Source organism: Alicyclobacillus herbarius DSM 13609 (assembly GCF_000430585.1).
GTDB classification, from domain to species: domain Bacteria; phylum Bacillota; class Bacilli; order Alicyclobacillales; family Alicyclobacillaceae; genus Alicyclobacillus_G; species Alicyclobacillus_G herbarius.
Genome location: NZ_AUMH01000008.1, coordinates 14,380 through 31,672 on the forward strand (window position 1 = coordinate 14,380; position 17,293 = coordinate 31,672).

Annotated in this window: 12 protein-coding genes; 10 read left to right on the forward strand and 2 right to left on the reverse strand. The window is 57.9% G+C overall.

Annotated elements, in window-relative coordinates; translation table 11 throughout:
• Positions 1–88: 88 nt before the first annotated feature.
• Both H522_RS0106740 and H522_RS18025 read right to left on the reverse strand, forming a co-directional pair.
• Positions 89–1,261, reverse strand: coding sequence for an ROK family transcriptional regulator (locus H522_RS0106740; protein WP_026961739.1), 1,173 nt, complete (start codon positions 1,259–1,261; stop codon positions 89–91).
• A 179-nt stretch (positions 1,262–1,440) separates the two neighbouring features.
• Complete coding sequence (locus H522_RS18025; protein ID WP_051343986.1) at positions 1,441–3,717, reverse strand: alpha-galactosidase; 2,277 nt, start codon at positions 3,715–3,717, stop codon at positions 1,441–1,443.
• Positions 3,718–3,970: 253 nt separating this feature from the next.
• Between H522_RS18025 and H522_RS0106750 the strand changes: the two genes are divergently transcribed.
• The 10 genes from H522_RS0106750 (at position 3,971) to H522_RS0106800 (ending at position 17,252) form a co-directional block, all read left to right on the forward strand.
• Positions 3,971–5,317 carry an extracellular solute-binding protein gene (locus H522_RS0106750; RefSeq protein ID WP_245578045.1) on the forward strand — a complete coding sequence of 449 codons (1,347 nt, stop codon included), beginning with the start codon at positions 3,971–3,973 and terminating at the stop codon, positions 5,315–5,317.
• Between the two features lie 54 nt (positions 5,318–5,371).
• Positions 5,372–6,262, forward strand: coding sequence for a carbohydrate ABC transporter permease (locus H522_RS0106755; protein WP_035452950.1), 891 nt, complete (start codon positions 5,372–5,374; stop codon positions 6,260–6,262).
• Positions 6,263–6,267: 5 nt separating this feature from the next.
• Entirely contained in the window at positions 6,268–7,143 is an 876-nt protein-coding gene (locus H522_RS0106760) for a carbohydrate ABC transporter permease (protein ID WP_035452952.1), read from the forward strand.
• Between the two features lie 94 nt (positions 7,144–7,237).
• Complete coding sequence (locus H522_RS0106765; protein ID WP_026961743.1) at positions 7,238–9,595, forward strand: glycoside hydrolase family 3 N-terminal domain-containing protein; 2,358 nt, start codon at positions 7,238–7,240, stop codon at positions 9,593–9,595.
• A gap of 82 nt (positions 9,596–9,677) precedes the next feature.
• Positions 9,678–10,664, forward strand: coding sequence for an NAD(P)-dependent alcohol dehydrogenase (locus H522_RS0106770; RefSeq protein ID WP_026961744.1), 987 nt, complete (start codon positions 9,678–9,680; stop codon positions 10,662–10,664).
• A gap of 15 nt (positions 10,665–10,679) precedes the next feature.
• A complete protein-coding gene (locus tag H522_RS0106775; protein WP_051343987.1) occupies positions 10,680–12,755 on the forward strand; it encodes a beta-galactosidase in 2,076 nt (691 codons plus the stop codon).
• 5 nt (positions 12,756–12,760) lie between these two features.
• A complete protein-coding gene (locus tag H522_RS0106780; RefSeq protein ID WP_026961746.1) occupies positions 12,761–13,774 on the forward strand; it encodes an endo-1,4-beta-xylanase in 1,014 nt (337 codons plus the stop codon).
• Between the two features lie 496 nt (positions 13,775–14,270).
• Positions 14,271–15,434 carry a Gfo/Idh/MocA family protein gene (locus H522_RS0106790; RefSeq protein ID WP_026961748.1) on the forward strand — a complete coding sequence of 388 codons (1,164 nt, stop codon included), beginning with the start codon at positions 14,271–14,273 and terminating at the stop codon, positions 15,432–15,434.
• Positions 15,435–15,468: 34 nt separating this feature from the next.
• Complete coding sequence (locus tag H522_RS0106795; RefSeq protein ID WP_026961749.1) at positions 15,469–16,551, forward strand: Gfo/Idh/MocA family protein; 1,083 nt, start codon at positions 15,469–15,471, stop codon at positions 16,549–16,551.
• Positions 16,548–17,252, forward strand: a complete 705-nt coding sequence (locus tag H522_RS0106800) for a GntR family transcriptional regulator (RefSeq protein ID WP_026961750.1) — start codon at positions 16,548–16,550, stop codon at positions 17,250–17,252. Before H522_RS0106795 ends, H522_RS0106800 begins: the two co-directional genes overlap by 4 nt.
• Positions 17,253–17,293 lie beyond the last annotated feature (41 nt).

The window sequence follows — 17,293 nt, forward strand, 5'->3', positions numbered from 1 at the left end:
GTAAACTCCAAGCGATCCGTTCGAACGGCTGTTAGGCCGCTTGTTTTCAGCGGAGTTTCCCAACACGTCGTCGCACACCCGTGCCCACTCACGCAGCCGCCTGTGGCCCCGCGAAGTATTCGTGCAGCACTAACGAGGCGGCCCCGACTGCACAGGCGTTCCGACCTAAGGAGGAAGCCTGGATGCGCAGTTGGGTATATGGCATGGTAAAACAACGGTTCTGTACGGTCTGTTCAATCGGGCGCAGCAACCATTCACCAGCACTGGCCAGTCGATTGCCAACCAGGATGAGGGAAGGGTTCAGTCCCCCGGCCAGGTTGGCGACCCCGATGCCGAGGTATTGCCCGACCGTTTGTATCGCCTGCAGGGCGTCGGCATCTCCGGTCTTTAGCCGCGCGAGAATGTCTTCCGTTGGTAAGGTCAATCCGGTCAGGTGACGGTACTTCTGTACGAGTGCCCGTTCGGAAGCGTACATTTCCAAGCAGCCATGATTGCCGCACGAGCACTTGAGTCCCTGTGCCTCAATCGTCATATGGCCAAACTCGCCGGCGATGCCCTGGCTGCCTCGGACTAACTCATTGTTGACGATGATGCCGGTACCGATGCCTGTCCCGACGCTGATATAGATGAGATTGGAGGCCTCTTTGCCGACACCAAACAATTTCTCGCCCAAGGCGCCGGTATTGGCTTCGTTGTCTACGTACACAGGCAGACTGAGGTAGTTTTCCAGCAGAGCCCCCAGATGCACGTCACGCCACGCCAGGTTGGGGGCGTTAAGGACAATGCCGTGGGAAAAGTCGACCAGGCCGGGTACCCCCACGCCAACCCCGATAATGCCATGGGGGGACCTAGGAAGCTCCGCCTTCAACTCGTGAACGCCACGAACAATCGATTCCACCACATGTTGTGGAGTGCGGTTGTCTGTCAGTCGAAATTCACGCGCTCCGGCGATTTCACCGGCTAGGTCTGTCGCCAGGACCCGGACGTAATCCACGCCCAAGTCCACCCCAATCACATATCCGGCGCGGGCATTGAACAGGAGTAAAACCGGTCTGCGACCGACTCGGGTGTGGCCCCTGCCTACCTCGAGTACTAGGTCTTCCTGAATCAGTTCTTCCACAATGCTCGATACGGTGGCCTTGTTGAGGCCAGTCTGAACGGAAATCTGCGTTCGTGAAATTGGGCTTTGAAAGCGCAGGAGGTTGAGAACAATGGACTTGTTCAACTCCTTGATGAAAGCCTGATCACCCGTACGTTTCATGGTGTACTCGTTCCTCTATCTAGATTCGGTTTCCTGTTGCGCGTATGGCGGCACATTGGGCTTCAACCGCACGCGCGAGTGTAATTCGGGTCTTGGGGGCGTCTACCGGCCCCCAGTCCCTTTTTGCCAGGAAACCATAAATAGTTTGTTCGGTCAACCATTGAATGCACGCTTCTCGGTTACGAACGGCTGTCGGTTGCAGGCACATCTGTCGGTTCTTCCACCGCGCGCAGGTGCCAGAAGGCGCTTTGGAAGTCCTGATCGGGATATGGAACCGCGAGTCCAAAGGCCATCAGTTCATCTCCATTCACCCGTACCGGCTGCGGCCGTTCGGAATCCGTTTCCGGTTGACCTCTCAAGTCTGTCGCAGAAACGCTGTCGGAGACTTGGTACGTGAGGTCTTTGCGAAGTCCTGCAAGCCGCACACGACGCAGACGGCCATTGGGCTCGGCCAGACTGCCAAACCAGAACACGACCGCTTCGCGTTGATCCGCCGAGACGAACATCCACGCCGCCTGCGGTCCGTCAAACGGGCTCTGCAGCGGATAGTACACCCCAAATTGCACCAATGAGCGAATGGCCTTGTAGGTTGCGATTTGCCGGCGGATCTCTTGTTTCTCCGTCTCGCCAAGTTTGCTCACATCCAGTTCATAGCCCAAATTGGCGGACATCGCCACATCGCCTCGGGTTCTCAAGGGTGTGATACGCCCGACTTGGTGATTTGGCACGCTGGAGACGTGAGCGCCCATCGTGACCGGGGGGTAGACAAGGCTGGTGCCAAATTGGATATAGACGCGTTCCCAGGCATCCGTATCATCGCTGGTCCACGTCTGCGGCATGTAGTACAACATGCCGGGATCAAACCGCCCGCCTCCCCCAGAACAGCTCTCAAACAGGATGTGCGGGAACCGTGCTGTCAGTGTCTCGAGAATTCGGTACAAGCCCAGGATGTAGCGGTGACCCACCTCCTTTTGTCTGTCGGCCGGCCAGGCTGCGGATGCGACTTCGGTCAGGTGTCGGTTCATGTCCCACTTGACGTAGTCAATCGGGGCGCTGGAAAACACCTGGGTCATCGTCTCTATCACGTAATCACAGACCTCGTCCCGAGACAGGTCAAGCACCAGTTGGTTGCGCCCGAGGGACTTGTTCCGGCCCGGGACGTGCAGGCACCAATCCGGATGCGCACGGAAAAGGTCACTGTCCGGTGAGACCATCTCCGGCTCCACCCACAGTCCGAAGGAGAGGCCGAGGTCGTGAATGCGCTGGGCGAGTCCATCCAGACCACAGGGAATCTTATCGCGGTTTACCACCCAGTCCCCCAGGGACGTTGTATCGTCGTTGCGTTTCCCAAACCACCCGTCATCGAGGACGAACAGTTCGATGCCGAGTTCTTTCGCCTCTTTGGCCAGCCGTTCCAACCCGGGCACGTCGAAGTCGAAGTACATTGCCTCCCAGCTGTTGATGAGAATCGGGCGCGGTTTATCTCGATGGGTGCCACGGCAGAGGCGGGATCGATAAAGCGCGTGGAACGTCTGGCTCATGCCCGTAAGCCCATGGTTGGAGAAGGTCATGACCACTTCCGGTGTCTGGAAGGTGTCTCCGGGATGGAGCCGCCACGCGAACTGGGACGGGTGGATGCCAAGGGACAAGCGCGCGGTCGCGAATTGATCCACCTCGACGCGAGCCAGAAAGTTTCCACTGTACACGAGATTCAACCCGTAGACCTCGCCGTGATGGAGGTCGGTGTCTTTGCGCAGGAGGGCGAGAAACGGGTTGTGCTGATGACTGCTGGTTCCGCGCCGGCTTTCCACCGATTGTGTACCTGGGCGCAGGGGTTGGCGGACCACGTGCCGCTCCCGTCCCCAAGCCCCGGAAAGGTGCAGAAGGTCGAAGGCATCGTCGGCAAAATCGACGTTGACGCTGTGCGCCTCGAGGAGTTGCAGCGGGTGCGTACCTTGGTTTTGGAAACGAACGGATCGGGCAATCGCGTCGAAATCCCGAAACACGCTGTAGACCAGCGTCACCGTAAGACCGCTGACATCATCCATCAAGTCGAGTTCCAGGGTTTCTGCTTCATCTGCAGATTCCACGTAGGTGGCCGGCAAACCAGCGAGTTTTGGTTTGCCCGGGAGGATGCGGTGGGTCTGGTATCGCAGGTCGCTCACGGTCGATCCGTCCGTCTGCCCGACGACAAACGCGGGCGCGCGAAAATCTGAACTTGCGCCCGGGTACTCCTGCGGCAGTGTATCCAGCGAAAGCTCCGGACGATTGGGGTCCGGATTGGGTGAAAACGCCCGTGGAACGAGGCGTACCGCATCCTGCAGCCGTGGGTTTCGCAAACGAGGTCCCCAGTATAGGTGGGTTACGTAACCCTCCTCTGTCACCTGAAGGACATAACTGGTATTTGGGGTTTGTAAGTGAAATTGACGGCACGAGGCGTCATACGAGATGGGCACATGGGTCACTCCTTCAAGAGGCTGTCCGGAAAGCCTAACCCTTTCCGGACACGCATTTGCATTTAATGTAACTTGTAAACTTCACAACCGTCTGCTAGTTCGACGTGAATCAGGCGAAAACCTTTTCACGGGGGGATGGAAACGATGCGAAATGAAAGAAAAACTTTTTTGCAACATGAAGCAGGAATCTGTCGAGTGCTCGCGAATAATCTCCTAATAGATTGTTTGTTGATTAATTAAACGAACATCGGGGGTGCACACATTGGCAAAGAGAAAGCGCTTTGGTATGGCTGCGGCGGTTTTGGCGCTCACGGCCCTCGCTGCTGGGTGCGGGACAGCAAATTCAGGCGCATCCAACACTTCTACTGGTTCTTCGGTGAGTGCAGCAGGGAAGACAAAGATAACGCTCTGGGACATTCAAACGGGAGACTTACAGACCGTGGTCAAAGACATGGTTAGCGGTTTTGATCAAAAGCATCCCAAGATTGATGCAGAGGTTCAATTTTTCGAAAATGATCCGTACAAACAGAAGTTACAGGTTGCGATGGGCGCACACAATCCGCCGGATATCTTTTTCGGTTGGGGTGGAGGCACGCTCAAGTCCTATATTGATGCCGGTGACGTCTATGATTTGACCTCTGTCCTAAATCAAAATCCGTCGTGGAAAAACCGTTTTCTTCCATCCGTGATGAAGCCGGTTACATTTGATGGAAAGATTTACGGTGTTCCGAACAACTACGTTCAGCCGGTGTTTCTTTTTTACAACAAGTCCTTGTTTAAACAATACAACCTGACGCCGCCGAAGACCTGGGATGACCTGCTGAAGGATGTAAAGGTATTCAAGCAGCATGGAGTTATCCCGATTACGTTGGGTGCCAAGGACAAGTGGCCGGATTTAATGTGGGAGGAATATTTGGTTGATCGAATCGGTGGACCCCAGGTCTTTAACGATATCGTGGCAGGAAAGCCAAACGCTTGGTCCAACCCGGCTGTCATCAAGGCCAACCAAATGATCCAACAGCTCGTCGACGCGGGTGGATTTGAACCCGGATTCAACTCGGTTGGGCAAAACGATGGGTCTTCGACTGCGCTACTTTACACGGGTAAGGCTGCTATGGAACTGATGGGGAGCTGGGAGTTCTCCGGAATTCTCACGAACAACAAGTCCTTCGTTGAAAACGGAAACCTGGGTTGGATGCCGTTTCCGGCAGTTACCGGTGGAAAAGGTGACCCGGCAGACATTGCCGGAAACCCCTGTAACTATTACTCGATAGCTACGGATTCCAAGAATAAGGATGCGGCTGTGACCTTCTTGAAAGATGCGGTCCTCAATGATGAAACGGTGAAGAACTTCATCAAGCAAGGCCAGGTCCCGCCCGTCACCGGTATTGAAAGCGAACTGAAGAGTGCGGACAACGGGGATTACATGACGTTTGTGTACGACTTGGTAAGAAATGCACCAAACTTCCAAATGTCTTGGGACCAAGCGTTGCCGCCAACAGAGGCTCAACAGTTGTTGACGGATCTGGACAAGCTTTTCTTGAAACAGATGACTCCCCAACAGTTCTCGGCGGACATGAACAAGTATCTGCAAAAGTAATGTAGTGAACGGCCTGGCGCTGCAGCGGCAGCGCCAGGCAAGGGGGGGACCACTATGACTACACGTATGAACATGCAGCGTTGGCTGATGATTACGCCGGCTGTCGTGTTTTTCGCTGTTTTTGCCCTCGTTCCGATGGTCATGGCTGTATACTTCAGCGGGCTCGATTGGAATGGAATTGGTAAGGCAACATGGGTCGGCGGGGCAAATTGGGCGCAGGTGTTTCATGATACGGAAGCCTTGAAGGCGTTGCGCCTAACCATTTGGGTGATGATTTTGTCATGGTTGATACAAACGCCGTTCAGTCTATTGCTCGGTGTGTACCTGGCGAGTGGCCAGAGACATCGGGCTGTATTGGCCGTTTTTTACTTTACTCCCTTGCTGTTTTCTTCGACGGCAATCGGCATTACATGGTCCTACATTTTCAATCCAAACTTTGGCTTGGTAACTGCCCTCTTAAAAGCGTTGCACATTGGGAGTGGAATGCAGAACTGGATGGGTAACCCGCACGTCGCCCTTTTCATTGTTGCGTTGGTGATTGCGTGGCAGTTTATCCCATTCCATACTTTGTTATATCAAGGCGGGGCTCGACAAATTCCAGATTCGTTGTATGAAGCTGCACGGATAGATGGAGCGCGGCCCCTTGAGATTTTCTTTCACATTACCCTGCCCCAGTTGAAGTACACGTTTGCAACGTCGAGCATTTTGATCCTAACGGGGTCTCTGACTTACTTTGACTTAATCTATGTCCTAACGAGTGGCGGACCGGGTGATGCCACCAACGTCTTGGCCATGGATATGTACAAGCAGGCGTTTGTCAATCAGCACATTGGCTACGGCAGTGTATTGGCGGTCATTCTTGCAATTGCGGGCGTCTTGCTCTCACTGATCATGCTTCGGGCCACCGGCTTCAACCGCATGGAGAGCCAGATGGAAGGGATGTGAACGGTATGATAGAGGCTATCCAAGTCCAACGTAAGCCTGCACGAGCATCTTCGGTTCGACGGCCTCCCGTGTTTTGGCGAGTCGTGGGAGCTCTCTTTGGTATCGTCTGGTTGGTGGTTTCGTTTTATCCCATTCTATATATTTTGATGACCAGCTTGCGTTCGCAGCAAGGGTTTCTGGTTGGAAACCCGTGGCTACCAACGAGTAACACCACCTTCCAAAACTATGCAACCGTCCTCCAGGCGAATTTTGGACATTACTTTTTTAACAGCCTGATTGTATCGGTAGCGAGCGTCATCTTCATTGTCTTGTTTGCTGTCCTGTTTGCGTTTGTCGTGGTGCGAACGGAGAACCGCGTCGTACGCCTCCTGTTTCAGGTCTTTCTCGTTGGCTTGGCCCTACCGATTCAAGCGGCCATCATTCCCATCTACATCATGGTGAGTCATTTAGGCCTCTATGACACCCTGCTTGGGCTGATTCTTCCTTCAGTTGCCTTTGGCTTGCCACTGACCATCTTGATTCTTGTCAATTTTATCCGAGATGTGCCCAAAGAACTATATGAAGCGATGCAGTTGGAGGGGGCGACAGACTTTCAAGTCCTCCGTCACTTGGTGATTCCGGTAACCCGTCCTGCGCTTGTCTCGGTCGGTATCTACGATTTCGTGCAAGCTTGGAACAACTTCTTATTTCCACTGGTGCTCACGCAGAGTGACCAGTCGCGTGTGATGCCATTGGCCATCGTGAGTTTCCAAGGTCAATATACAATCAATGTACCAGTCATCATGGCGGCAGTCATTTTGTCCGCACTTCCGCTCATTCTGGCCTACATCTTTGGCCGGCGTTACCTACTCCAAGGGATGTTGGCGGGATTTGGGAAATAGAAGGCTCGAAGTTGATTCGAAGTGCGATTGGCAGAGAGGAATACGTGGAACCAGGCCTGACCCTGAAAATACAACACTTGGAGGTCTGCTACCTATGACCGCACCGTATCTTAATGCCACATTATCCATAGAGGAACGTGTGGACAATCTCATCGGGCAGATGACCCTTGAAGAAAAGGTGGCGCAGCTGACGTCCTTTTGGGCCTACGAGGTGCTGGACGGCCTCAGCTTTTCGGAAGAAAAGGCGGGCCGGCTAATGCAGCATGGTATCGGCCAGGTGACGCGCATCGGCGGCGCCACCAACCTGGGGCCTAAGGAGACTGCGCGCCTTGCCAATCAGATTCAGTCCTACCTGATTCACCGCACACGCTTGAAGATTCCCGCCATGGTGCACGAGGAGTCGTGCAGCGGCTATATGGCCCAGGGGGCGACCTGCTTTCCGCAGACGATTGGCGTGGCCAGCACCTGGGATGTGGATGTGGTTCGGCGCATTGGGGAAGTGATTCGCACCCAGATGCGGGCGGCAGGGGCGCATCAGGCATTGGCGCCGTTGCTCGATGTCACACGTGATCCCCGTTGGGGACGTGTGGAGGAGACGTTTGGGGAAGACCCGTATCTTGTGGCTCAAATGGGGATTGCCTACGTGAAGGGGCTACAAGGCGACAACCTGCGTGAAGGGGTGGTCGCCACTGGGAAACACTTTGTCGGTTACGGTGCCTCGGAGGGTGGCATGAACTGGGCGCCCGCGCACATCCCAGAGCGGGAGCTGCGGGAGGTGTTCTTGTATCCGTTTGAAGCAGCGGTGCGTGAGGCGGGACTGGCGTCCATCATGCCCGGTTACCACGAGCTGGACGGGGTGCCGTGTCACGACTCGCAGGAACTGTTAACGAATACCCTGCGCGGGCGTTGGGGGTTCGATGGCATCGTCGTCTCCGACTACTTCGCTATCAACCAGTTGTTTGAGTATCACCGGGTGGCACGAGACAAGGTCAAAGCGGCTGAGCTGGCCGTCAAGGCTGGGGTCGACGTGGAACTGCCGAGCCGGGATGTGTATGCCGATCCACTCATCGACGCGGTGGCCGCGGGACGCCTAGACGTGAGCGAAGTGGATGCCCTGGTCCGTCGTGTGCTAACGATGAAGATGCGTCTTGGCTTGTTCGAGCACCCGTTTGTCGATGAAGGGCGAGCCCTCACCGTGTTTGACAACGCAGAACAGCGCCAATTGGCGCGGGAGGCGGCGGAAAAATCGATTGTGCTGCTCAAGAATGACGGATTGCTCCCCTTGCGTCCCGACGTGGCGAAGATTGCCCTCATTGGGCCGAACGCGGACAGTACACGCAACCTGGTCGGCGACTATGCGTATCCATGCCACATCGAAACCCTGCTCGAGTGGGACGAAGACAACGTGTTCGATACGCCGATGCCAGAGAGCGTGACGACGGTCGACGAGTTTGTCCGCATGAACAGTATTTTGCAGGCGCTGCGGACCAAGGTCGGATCGGACACTGAGGTCGTGTACGCGAAAGGCTGCGACGTGCAGGAGACCGGAGCCGACTTGTCGCAAGCCGTGGCAGCGGCCAAGGAAGCAGACGTCGCGGTGGTCGTGGTCGGCGACAAGGCCGGGCTGACTGCGGAGTGCACCACCGGTGAGTCCCGCGACCGGGCAACCCTGGGGCTACTTGGTGACCAGGAGCGGCTGGTGCAGGAGGTTGTGGCCACGGGTACCCCGACCGTCGTCGTGCTGGTCAGCGGGCGTCCGCTTGCGATTCCCTGGATTGCAGAGCATGTGCAGGCCGTCGTGGAAGCCTGGCTACCCGGGGAAGAAGGGGCCGAGGCGGTGGTCGATGTCCTGTTTGGCGATGTCAACCCGGCGGGACGCCTGCCCATCAGTGTGCCCCGATCTGTCGGGCAGCTACCCGTTTACTACGGACACAAGCTGTCGGGTGGACGTTCCCATTGGACAGGCAGCTACCTGGACGAGAGCACCAAACCCTTGTTCCCGTTCGGCCATGGCCTAAGCTATACTCGATTCGAGTATCGCAATCTCCAGATTTCTGCCGCTGAGGTCGATGTGCACGGCCAGGTGGACATCACCTGCACCATTCAGAATGTCGGGGATCGCGATGGGGAGGAAGTGGTTCAACTCTATCTCCGTGACCCCGAAGCCGACGTAACCCGTCCGGTAAAAGAGCTGAAGGGCTTTGCTCGCGTTCACCTTAAGGCGGGCGAAGCGGCTCAGGTGGTGTTCACACTCTCCGCGCACCAGTTGGGATTCTACAACCGCGCACTGGAGTATGTGGTGGAGCCGGGAGAGATAGAGGTCATGGTGGGTGCCTCCAGTGAGGACATCCGCCTGCAGGGCAGCTTCACCGTCATCGGGGAGACAGCCCAAGTGGAGGCAGAGAAGGTGTTCACGACGCGCGTGCAAGTTATGACCGGCGGTCAACTCTGAGTTTAACCTGTCGGGACTCTCGCCAATCTACTTCGTTCAGGGTGCTGTCATGGCACCCCTGGACCCATTGAGGTGAAAGCGCTTGAAGGCAGCCGTGTTACGGACGGTAAAGGACCTGGTCATTGACGACATCCCAACGCCTGGCGATCCCGCCCCTGGATGGGTGCAGGTCGCCGTCAAGGCCGTAGGCATCTGTGGATCGGACGTGCACTACTACCAGGAAGGAGCCATCGGATCGTTCGTATTGAAGGAGCCGATGATTCTCGGCCACGAGGTGGGCGGCGTGATTACGGCGGTCGGCCCGGGCGTCGATTTACCGGTGGGCGCGGTTGTGGCGCTGGAACCGGGGATTCCCTGCGGACAGTGCCCGGCGTGTCGAGAGGGGCGGTATAACCTGTGCCCGGACGTGAAATTTTTCGCGACCCCGCCGGTCGACGGGGCCATGACCGAGCTGGTCAATCACCCGGCCGCGTTCACCTATCGGGCGGACGGATTGACGCCGGCGGAAGCCAGTCTGGCGGAGCCGTTGTCGGTGGGGATTGCGGCCGTCCGCAAGGCGCAGCTGCACCTGGGGGCGCGGGTGTTGGTTCTTGGGGCCGGGCCGGTTGGCCTGTTGACCGCGCTGGCGGCCGATGCGGAAGGAGCCAGGGTGACGCTCTGTGACATACAGGAGAACCGCTTGCAGGTTGCTCAGCGTTTCGGTTTCACGACGCTGACCTTCGATGCCGAGCGGCAGGAGCAGTTTGACGTGGTCATCGATTGCAGCGGCAGTGGACCCGCGGTGGCCTGGGGGCAAAAGGCGGTGCGGCCCGGCGGGCGCATTGTCCTGGTGGGGATGGGCGCGCCGGGCGCAGTCCAGTTGGACGGGCTGGACCTCTGTTTGCGCGAGGTCTCCGTACAGGGCGTATTCCGGTATGCTAATACATTCCCGGCGGCCATTGAGCTGCTACGCCGTCGCCAGGACGTGCTGGAGGTCTTTACCGAACACCGGATTCCCTTAGCGGATTTGCCGGAGTGCCTGAGGTCCGGCGCGCACCGGCAGTACGTCAAAACCTTGGTCACACTGTGACAGGGAGGGGGCCGCATGACAGCCGAGAAAGCGGCGACGTATCCTGTTTTTCCTACCATTTTATATGGCGGAGACTATAACCCAGACCAGTGGCCGGAAGAGGTTTGGGAGGAAGACATGCGCCTGTTCCGGCTGGCCCACCTAAACGTGGCCACGCTGCCGGTGTTCGGGTGGTCCCGCCTGCAGCCGGCGGAAGATGTGTATGACTTTGCCTGGCTGGATGCGCTCCTTGATAAGCTCTGGGATAACGGCATCCATGTCTGTCTGGCGACGGCCACTGCCGCTCAGCCGCCGTGGATGTCGCACAAGTACCCGGAGATGCTCCCGGTGGACAAAAACGGGATGCGGCGGCGGCACGGTGGTCGGGTGAACTTCTGTCCCAACAGTCCAGTGTATCGTCACTTCGCCGCCGAATTAGTGCGCCGTCTGGCGGATCGTTATGCCCATCATCCGGCCTTGATTGCCTGGCACGTGGGTAACGAATACGGAACGTATTGTTATTGCGACGTCTGTGCGGACGTCTGGAGGGACTGGCTGAAGGCGCGCTACAAGACGCTGGAGGCTTTGAACAAGGCCTGGAACACGGCCTTCTGGGGCCACCTGTATCGCGATTGGGAGGAAATCGTACCGCCCGACAACCGGTCCAATAACATTCCGCGATCCCGCCCGGCCGATTCTAGCGTTTTGCCTGGGATGTCCCTCGACTACATGCGGTTTATGTCGGAGAGCAGCCTGGCCTGTTATCGGGCCGAGTACGACATCCTCAAGTTGTTCACTCCGGACATCCCGGTTACGACCAACCTGATGGGGACGTTCAAGCCGCTCGACTATTTTGCCTGGGCGCCCAATCTGGATATCGTTTCCTGGGACAACTATCCGGTCAAAAACGCGGACATGGCGTCGATTGCGTTTCGCCACGACCTGATGCGCGGCTTAAAAAACGGCCAGCCATTCATGCTCATGGAACAGACACCCAACCAGCAGAACTGGCAGGCGTACAACGCTGTGAAGCGGCCGGGTGAGCTGCGTCGCCTTAGTTGGCAAGCCGTAGCGCACGGGGCGGACACAGTGATGTACTTCCAGCTGCGTCAGTCCGTCGCCGGATGCGAGAAGTTCCACGGGGCCGTGATTAGCCACGCCGGACATGAACACACCCGCGTGTTTCGCGACGTGGCGCAGCTGGGCGAGGAGTTGCAAAAGGTTTCGCCGCAGCAGTTGGGACCGGTGCGTCGGGCCGAGGCAGCCATCTTGTTCGACTGGGAGAACTGGTGGGCGCTCGAGATGTCGAGTGGGCCAAGCCAGGATTTGCAATACGTCCCCTTCGTGGAGCAGGTGTATCGAGCGTTCTGGCAACAGCACCTGCCGGTGGACATTCTTCACCCAGGGCAGGACTTTTCCTCGTACAAGGTCGTGGTGGCGCCCTTGATGTATTTGCTGCACCCCGGCTTCAGCGAGCGCATCAAGGCCCACGTGCGCGCGGGGGGCACCTTCGTCACCACCTTTTTCAGCGGCCTCGTGGACGAGCACGACCGCGTGTTCACGGGTGGATCGCCCGGGGAATGGTGGGACCTTTTGGGACTATGGGTCGAGGAAACGGACGCGTTGATGCCGGAGGAGTCCAACCATATGCGGTTTGTGCAGCCGCTGGGGCGATTGCAGGGTGCCTATCAGTGCGGCCTGTTGTGCGATCTCGTTCACCTTGAGGGGGCTACGGCCTTGGCTGTCTACGGGGAGGATTTTTACGCGGGGATGCCGTGCCTGACCGAGAACCGTTTCGGAGCGGGGCGCGCGTACTACCTGGCGACCTGCCCAGATGCGGTGGTGTTGACGGAACTGATTCAACACGTATGTGCTGAACAAGGGATTCAACCGCTGCTTGACGCCCCGGCTGGGGTGGAGGTCGTGGACCGTCAAGCGGGTGAGCAGGTACACCGGTTTGTCGTCAACCATCGAACGGAACCGGTCACCCTGAATCTGACTGCGTCTGGAACAGATATCCTGTCCAGCCGTCGTCTGGCGGGAGAGGTTCAGCTGAATCCTGGAGAAGTCTGGGTCGTGCGCACAGATGCGCCGCCAGTGAGAGGAGAGTGACCACCATGGCTGAGTCGAAGTACACACCTTTGGCGCCGTCGTTGGCGGAGGCGTTTGCGGCGGACTTTCGCATCGGCGCTGCGGTGAGCCCGGAGGCGCTGACCCGGCACGGGCAGCTGTTGGCTCACCATTTTAACAGTCTCACCCCGGAAAACCACATGAAATTCAGCGAGGTGCACCCAGAGCCCAATCGGTATCGGTTTGACGAGGCGGATCGACTGGTGGGGTTCGCGGTCGAACACGGCCTGGTGGTGCGCGGCCACACGTTGGTCTGGCACAACCAAACCCCGGACTGGGTGTTCGCGGGTGAAGACGGGCAGCCGGTGCGTCCGGATGAATTGCGCCGCAGACTGCGCGAGCACATGGAGCGGGTCATGGGGCGGTGGCCAAAAGAGGTGTACGCCTGGGACGTGGTCAACGAAGCCGTCGCGGACGGTGGCGGGGATTGGCTGCGGGAGTCTCCTTGGCGGTCCATCCTCGGCGACGGGTACATCGCCGAGGCGTTTACCATGGCGCACGAGGTCAACCCGGAGGCGCAGCTGTTTTACAACGACTACAACGAATGCCACCCGGACAAACGGGAGAAAATCTATCGCCTGGTGCGTGGCCTGAAAGAATCTGGGGTGCCGATTCACGGCATCGGGATGCAGGGGCACTGGGGACTGGACAGCCCTTCTTTAGACGAGATTCGTCGGACCATCGAACGGTTTGCCAGCTTGAACCTGCGGCTGCAGGTGACGGAGTTGGATGTCTCGTTGTTTGCCTGGAATGACACAGAGCGCTGGGCCGAGCCGCCGGAGGAGCTCTTGGAGCGGCAGGCCGCTCGGTACGCGGACATCTTTCGGGTGTTTCGAGAATACCGGAATGTCATCGATTCGGTGACCTTCTGGGGAACAACGGACGACCTGAGCTGGTTGAACGACTTTCCGGTGCGTGGCCGGGGGAACTGGCCACTGTTGTTTACCGGGGAGGGCGCACCGAAACCGGCGTTTTGGCGGGTCCTGTCGACGGTGGAGTAGACCGTTCAGGCCCCCTTTCCGGACAATCTTTAAAAACCGTTTGACAACGAAACTTTGCGGGAAATATACTGAGGACAGGGAAACGTTATCGGGAGCGGCCTTACCTGAGCCGGAGGCCACCTGTGACCGCGAATCACAGGTGGCCTTGCCATTCCTCCGACTTAGCTACGTCTCTTACACTCGATCCAGTCGAGGTACAGGCGGGCCAAGGCACCAGCCGCTTGTACAAGAGCACGTGCTGCTTGTATCCATCCCATGCGCACCTCACCTCCTCGCCGATGATCTCGGCTTCGGCAAGGCACGCGCACGATTCCCTGTCCTCGCCTTTCATTCTATCAAAATTCCCCTTCAAGCTAGTAGCTCAAAAAGTCTGTCAAGCCCCCTTTTTCCCACTTGACTTGCATGCAAGTATACAATAGACTTGGCTGTGAAAGGATTCGCTCTCTTCGACGGTTTGTGAGAGGCTCGACTTTACATAGAACAGGGAGGCGTAGTCATGACCAAGGTGGCCGTAATCGGCGCTGGCGCGATATCGAGCAGTCACATTGAGGCGTACCTAACGTTTCCAGATCGGGTACAGATTGTCGCCGTGGCGGATGTGTATCCAGAGAAGGCGGAACAGCAGATTTTCCGTTACCACCTGACGGCACGCGCGCTTAAAGACTACCAGGACCTTTTGGACGATCCGGAGATTCAACTGGTTTCTGTCTGCACCCCGCCGGGGACACACAAGGAGATCACCTGTGCGTGTTTGAAGGCGGGCAAGCATGTCCTGGTCGAAAAGCCCATGGCCGCGTCCCTGGCCGAGTGTGACGAGATGATTCGCGCTGCGGACGAATCGGGGAAGGTGTTGTCGGTGGTGGCGCAAAACCGCTTCCGCACGCCGATGATGAAGCTTAAGCAGGTGCTGGAGGCCGGTGTGGCTGGCAAGGTCCTACATGCCCAGGTGGACTCGCACTGGTGGCGGGGGCACAGCTACTACGATTTGTGGTGGCGCGGCACATGGGCCAGTGAAGGCGGCGGTTGCACCCTGAATCACGCGGTCCACCACATCGACGCCCTGCAGTGGATGATGGGCATGCCGACGCAGGTCACCGCCGTCATGGCAAACCTCGCCCACGACAACGCGGAAGTCGAGGACATCTCGCTGGCACTCTTGCGTTTTGGAGACGGGGCGTTGGCTCAAATCACCAGCTCGGTCGTCCACCACGGTCAGGAGCAGCAGCTCGTGTTTCAGACCGAAAAGGCGATGGTGGCGATGCCCTGGCGGTTGTATGCCTCGGTTTCGCGTGAAAACGGATTCCCTGAGCGCGCGAGCGACGTCGAGGCGGAGATTCAATCGTTCTACGATTCTCTGCCCGAGGTTCGCTACGAGGCGCACACGGGTCAGATTGACAACGTTCTGACCGCGATTGAAACCGGTCAGCCGGTCCTAATTGATGGTATGCAGGGACGGCGGACGCTGGAGTTGATTACCGCCATCTACAAATCGGCCATTACCAGCCAGCCGGTCAGTCTGCCCCTTACCCAAGACGATGAGTTCTATACCCGCGACGGGCTGTTGGCGCGGGCGCCTCACTTCTACGAAAAGACCAGTTCGGTGGTTTCGTTTGCGGATAACGAGATTACGACCAGTGGGACCTACGGGCGCAACGCGTAAGGTTTCGGGCATGCATCTCAAGGAGGCGTTAAGAGTGTCAAAAGCGGACGGCATGAACTATGCCCCCAAAGGCAAACCCAACCCGGTGTGCAACAAAGTTGAATTTGTGTTTGCCGCCGTGGGGCTCGATCACGGCCACATCTATGGGATGTGCAATGGCCTCATCGAGGCAGGCGGGGAACTGAAGTGGGTGTACGACGAGGATGAGAGCAAGGTTGAGGCGTTCCAGCGCAATTACCCATCAGCCCGAGCGGCCCGGTCTCTGCAAGAGGTTTTGCAGGATCCGGAGGTGCACCTGGTGGCGAGCGCCAAGGTCCCGGCTGACCGGGCCCCCTTGGGCATTCAGGTGATGAACCACGGCAAGGACTATTTCGTCGACAAACCGCCGTTAACCACCCTGGAACAGGTGCAGCGGGTGCGTGATACGGTGGCCAAGACCGGGCGCAAATACGCGGTGTATTACAGCGAGCGCCTGCACGTGGAGAGTGCGGTGTTTGCTGGGCAGTTGATTCAAGACGGCGCCATCGGCCGGGTGGTGCAGGTGATAGGCATGGGGCCTCATCGCATTGGGCTTAGCGGCCGGCCCGATTGGTTCTTCAAACCCGAGAGATACGGTGGAATTCTGTGTGACATTGGGAGCCACCAGATTGAACAAATCCTGTTTTACACCGGCTGTGATGACGCCACCATCACGCAAAGCCGCATTGCCAACTACCGGTACAAGGAGTATCCGGAGTTTCAAGACTTTGGCGACTGTCAGCTGAATCTGGCCAACGGGGCCGCCGGCTACTTCCGGGTTGATTGGTTTACGCCTGACGGCCTTCGTACCTGGGGCGATGGCCGGACATTCATTCTCGGTACCCACGGGTACATTGAGTTGCGCAAGTACATCGACATCGGCCGCGACGAACAGGGTGATCACGTCTACTTGGTCAACGACGAAGGTGAATATCACATCCCGGTATCGGGACGGGTGGGATACCCGTTTTTCGGGGATTTGATTCTCGACTGTTTGGAGCGGACGGAAAGGGCTATGACCCAGGAACACGCCCTCAAGGCTGCGGAACTGGCGGTGCTCGCCCAACGCCAGGCAGTCCGGCTGGAGGGGGCACAGTGACCAATCCGTTTGGACTTGAGACGGATCGGCGTTCGCTCAGCGAGCAGGCGTATGAGGCCATCCGTGACATGATTCTGTCGCTGCGCCTAGAACCTGGGCGCACGGTGTACGAAAATGAGCTGGCCAACCTGCTGAGCATGAGCCGGACGCCCATCCGTGAGGCGGTGCGCACCCTGCTGGTGGAAGAGCTGATGGAGGTTCTGCCCCAGCGCGGGATGAAGGTTGCGCTTATTTCCGAGAAAAAGGTGGAGGAGGCACGCTTCGTCCGCGAGAGTTTGGAGGTCAGTGCACTGCGCGCAGCGATGGCGCGCTGGCAGAGCGACGCCACCAGGCGTGCCCAATGGACCCACGAGGTGGAGGAGGCCATCACCGCCCAACGCCAGGCGGCGGACGCGGGGGACGTACTCGCTTTTCTCGAAGCCGATGAGGCGTTCCACAGGGTGCTGATGGCTGCCGCCGACAACCGAACCCTCGTCTCCATCGTGACGCAGATGCGCGCGCACCTGAACCGGGTTCGCACCCTCTCCTTGCAGGAGTTGCAAAATGTGTCGACACTGATTGAGGAGCATGAACAGTTGGTGTCCGTGTTGGCGGCAGGAGATGAGGAGCAGGCGGTCAGCCTGTTGACGCGCCACCTGCGCCGGCTCAAACAGGACGTTGCGGTCGTGCGGAGTCAATATCCTCAATACTTTCGAGACTAACGCGTACCTTCACACAAAAGAGATAGACCGCAGAGAGGTGG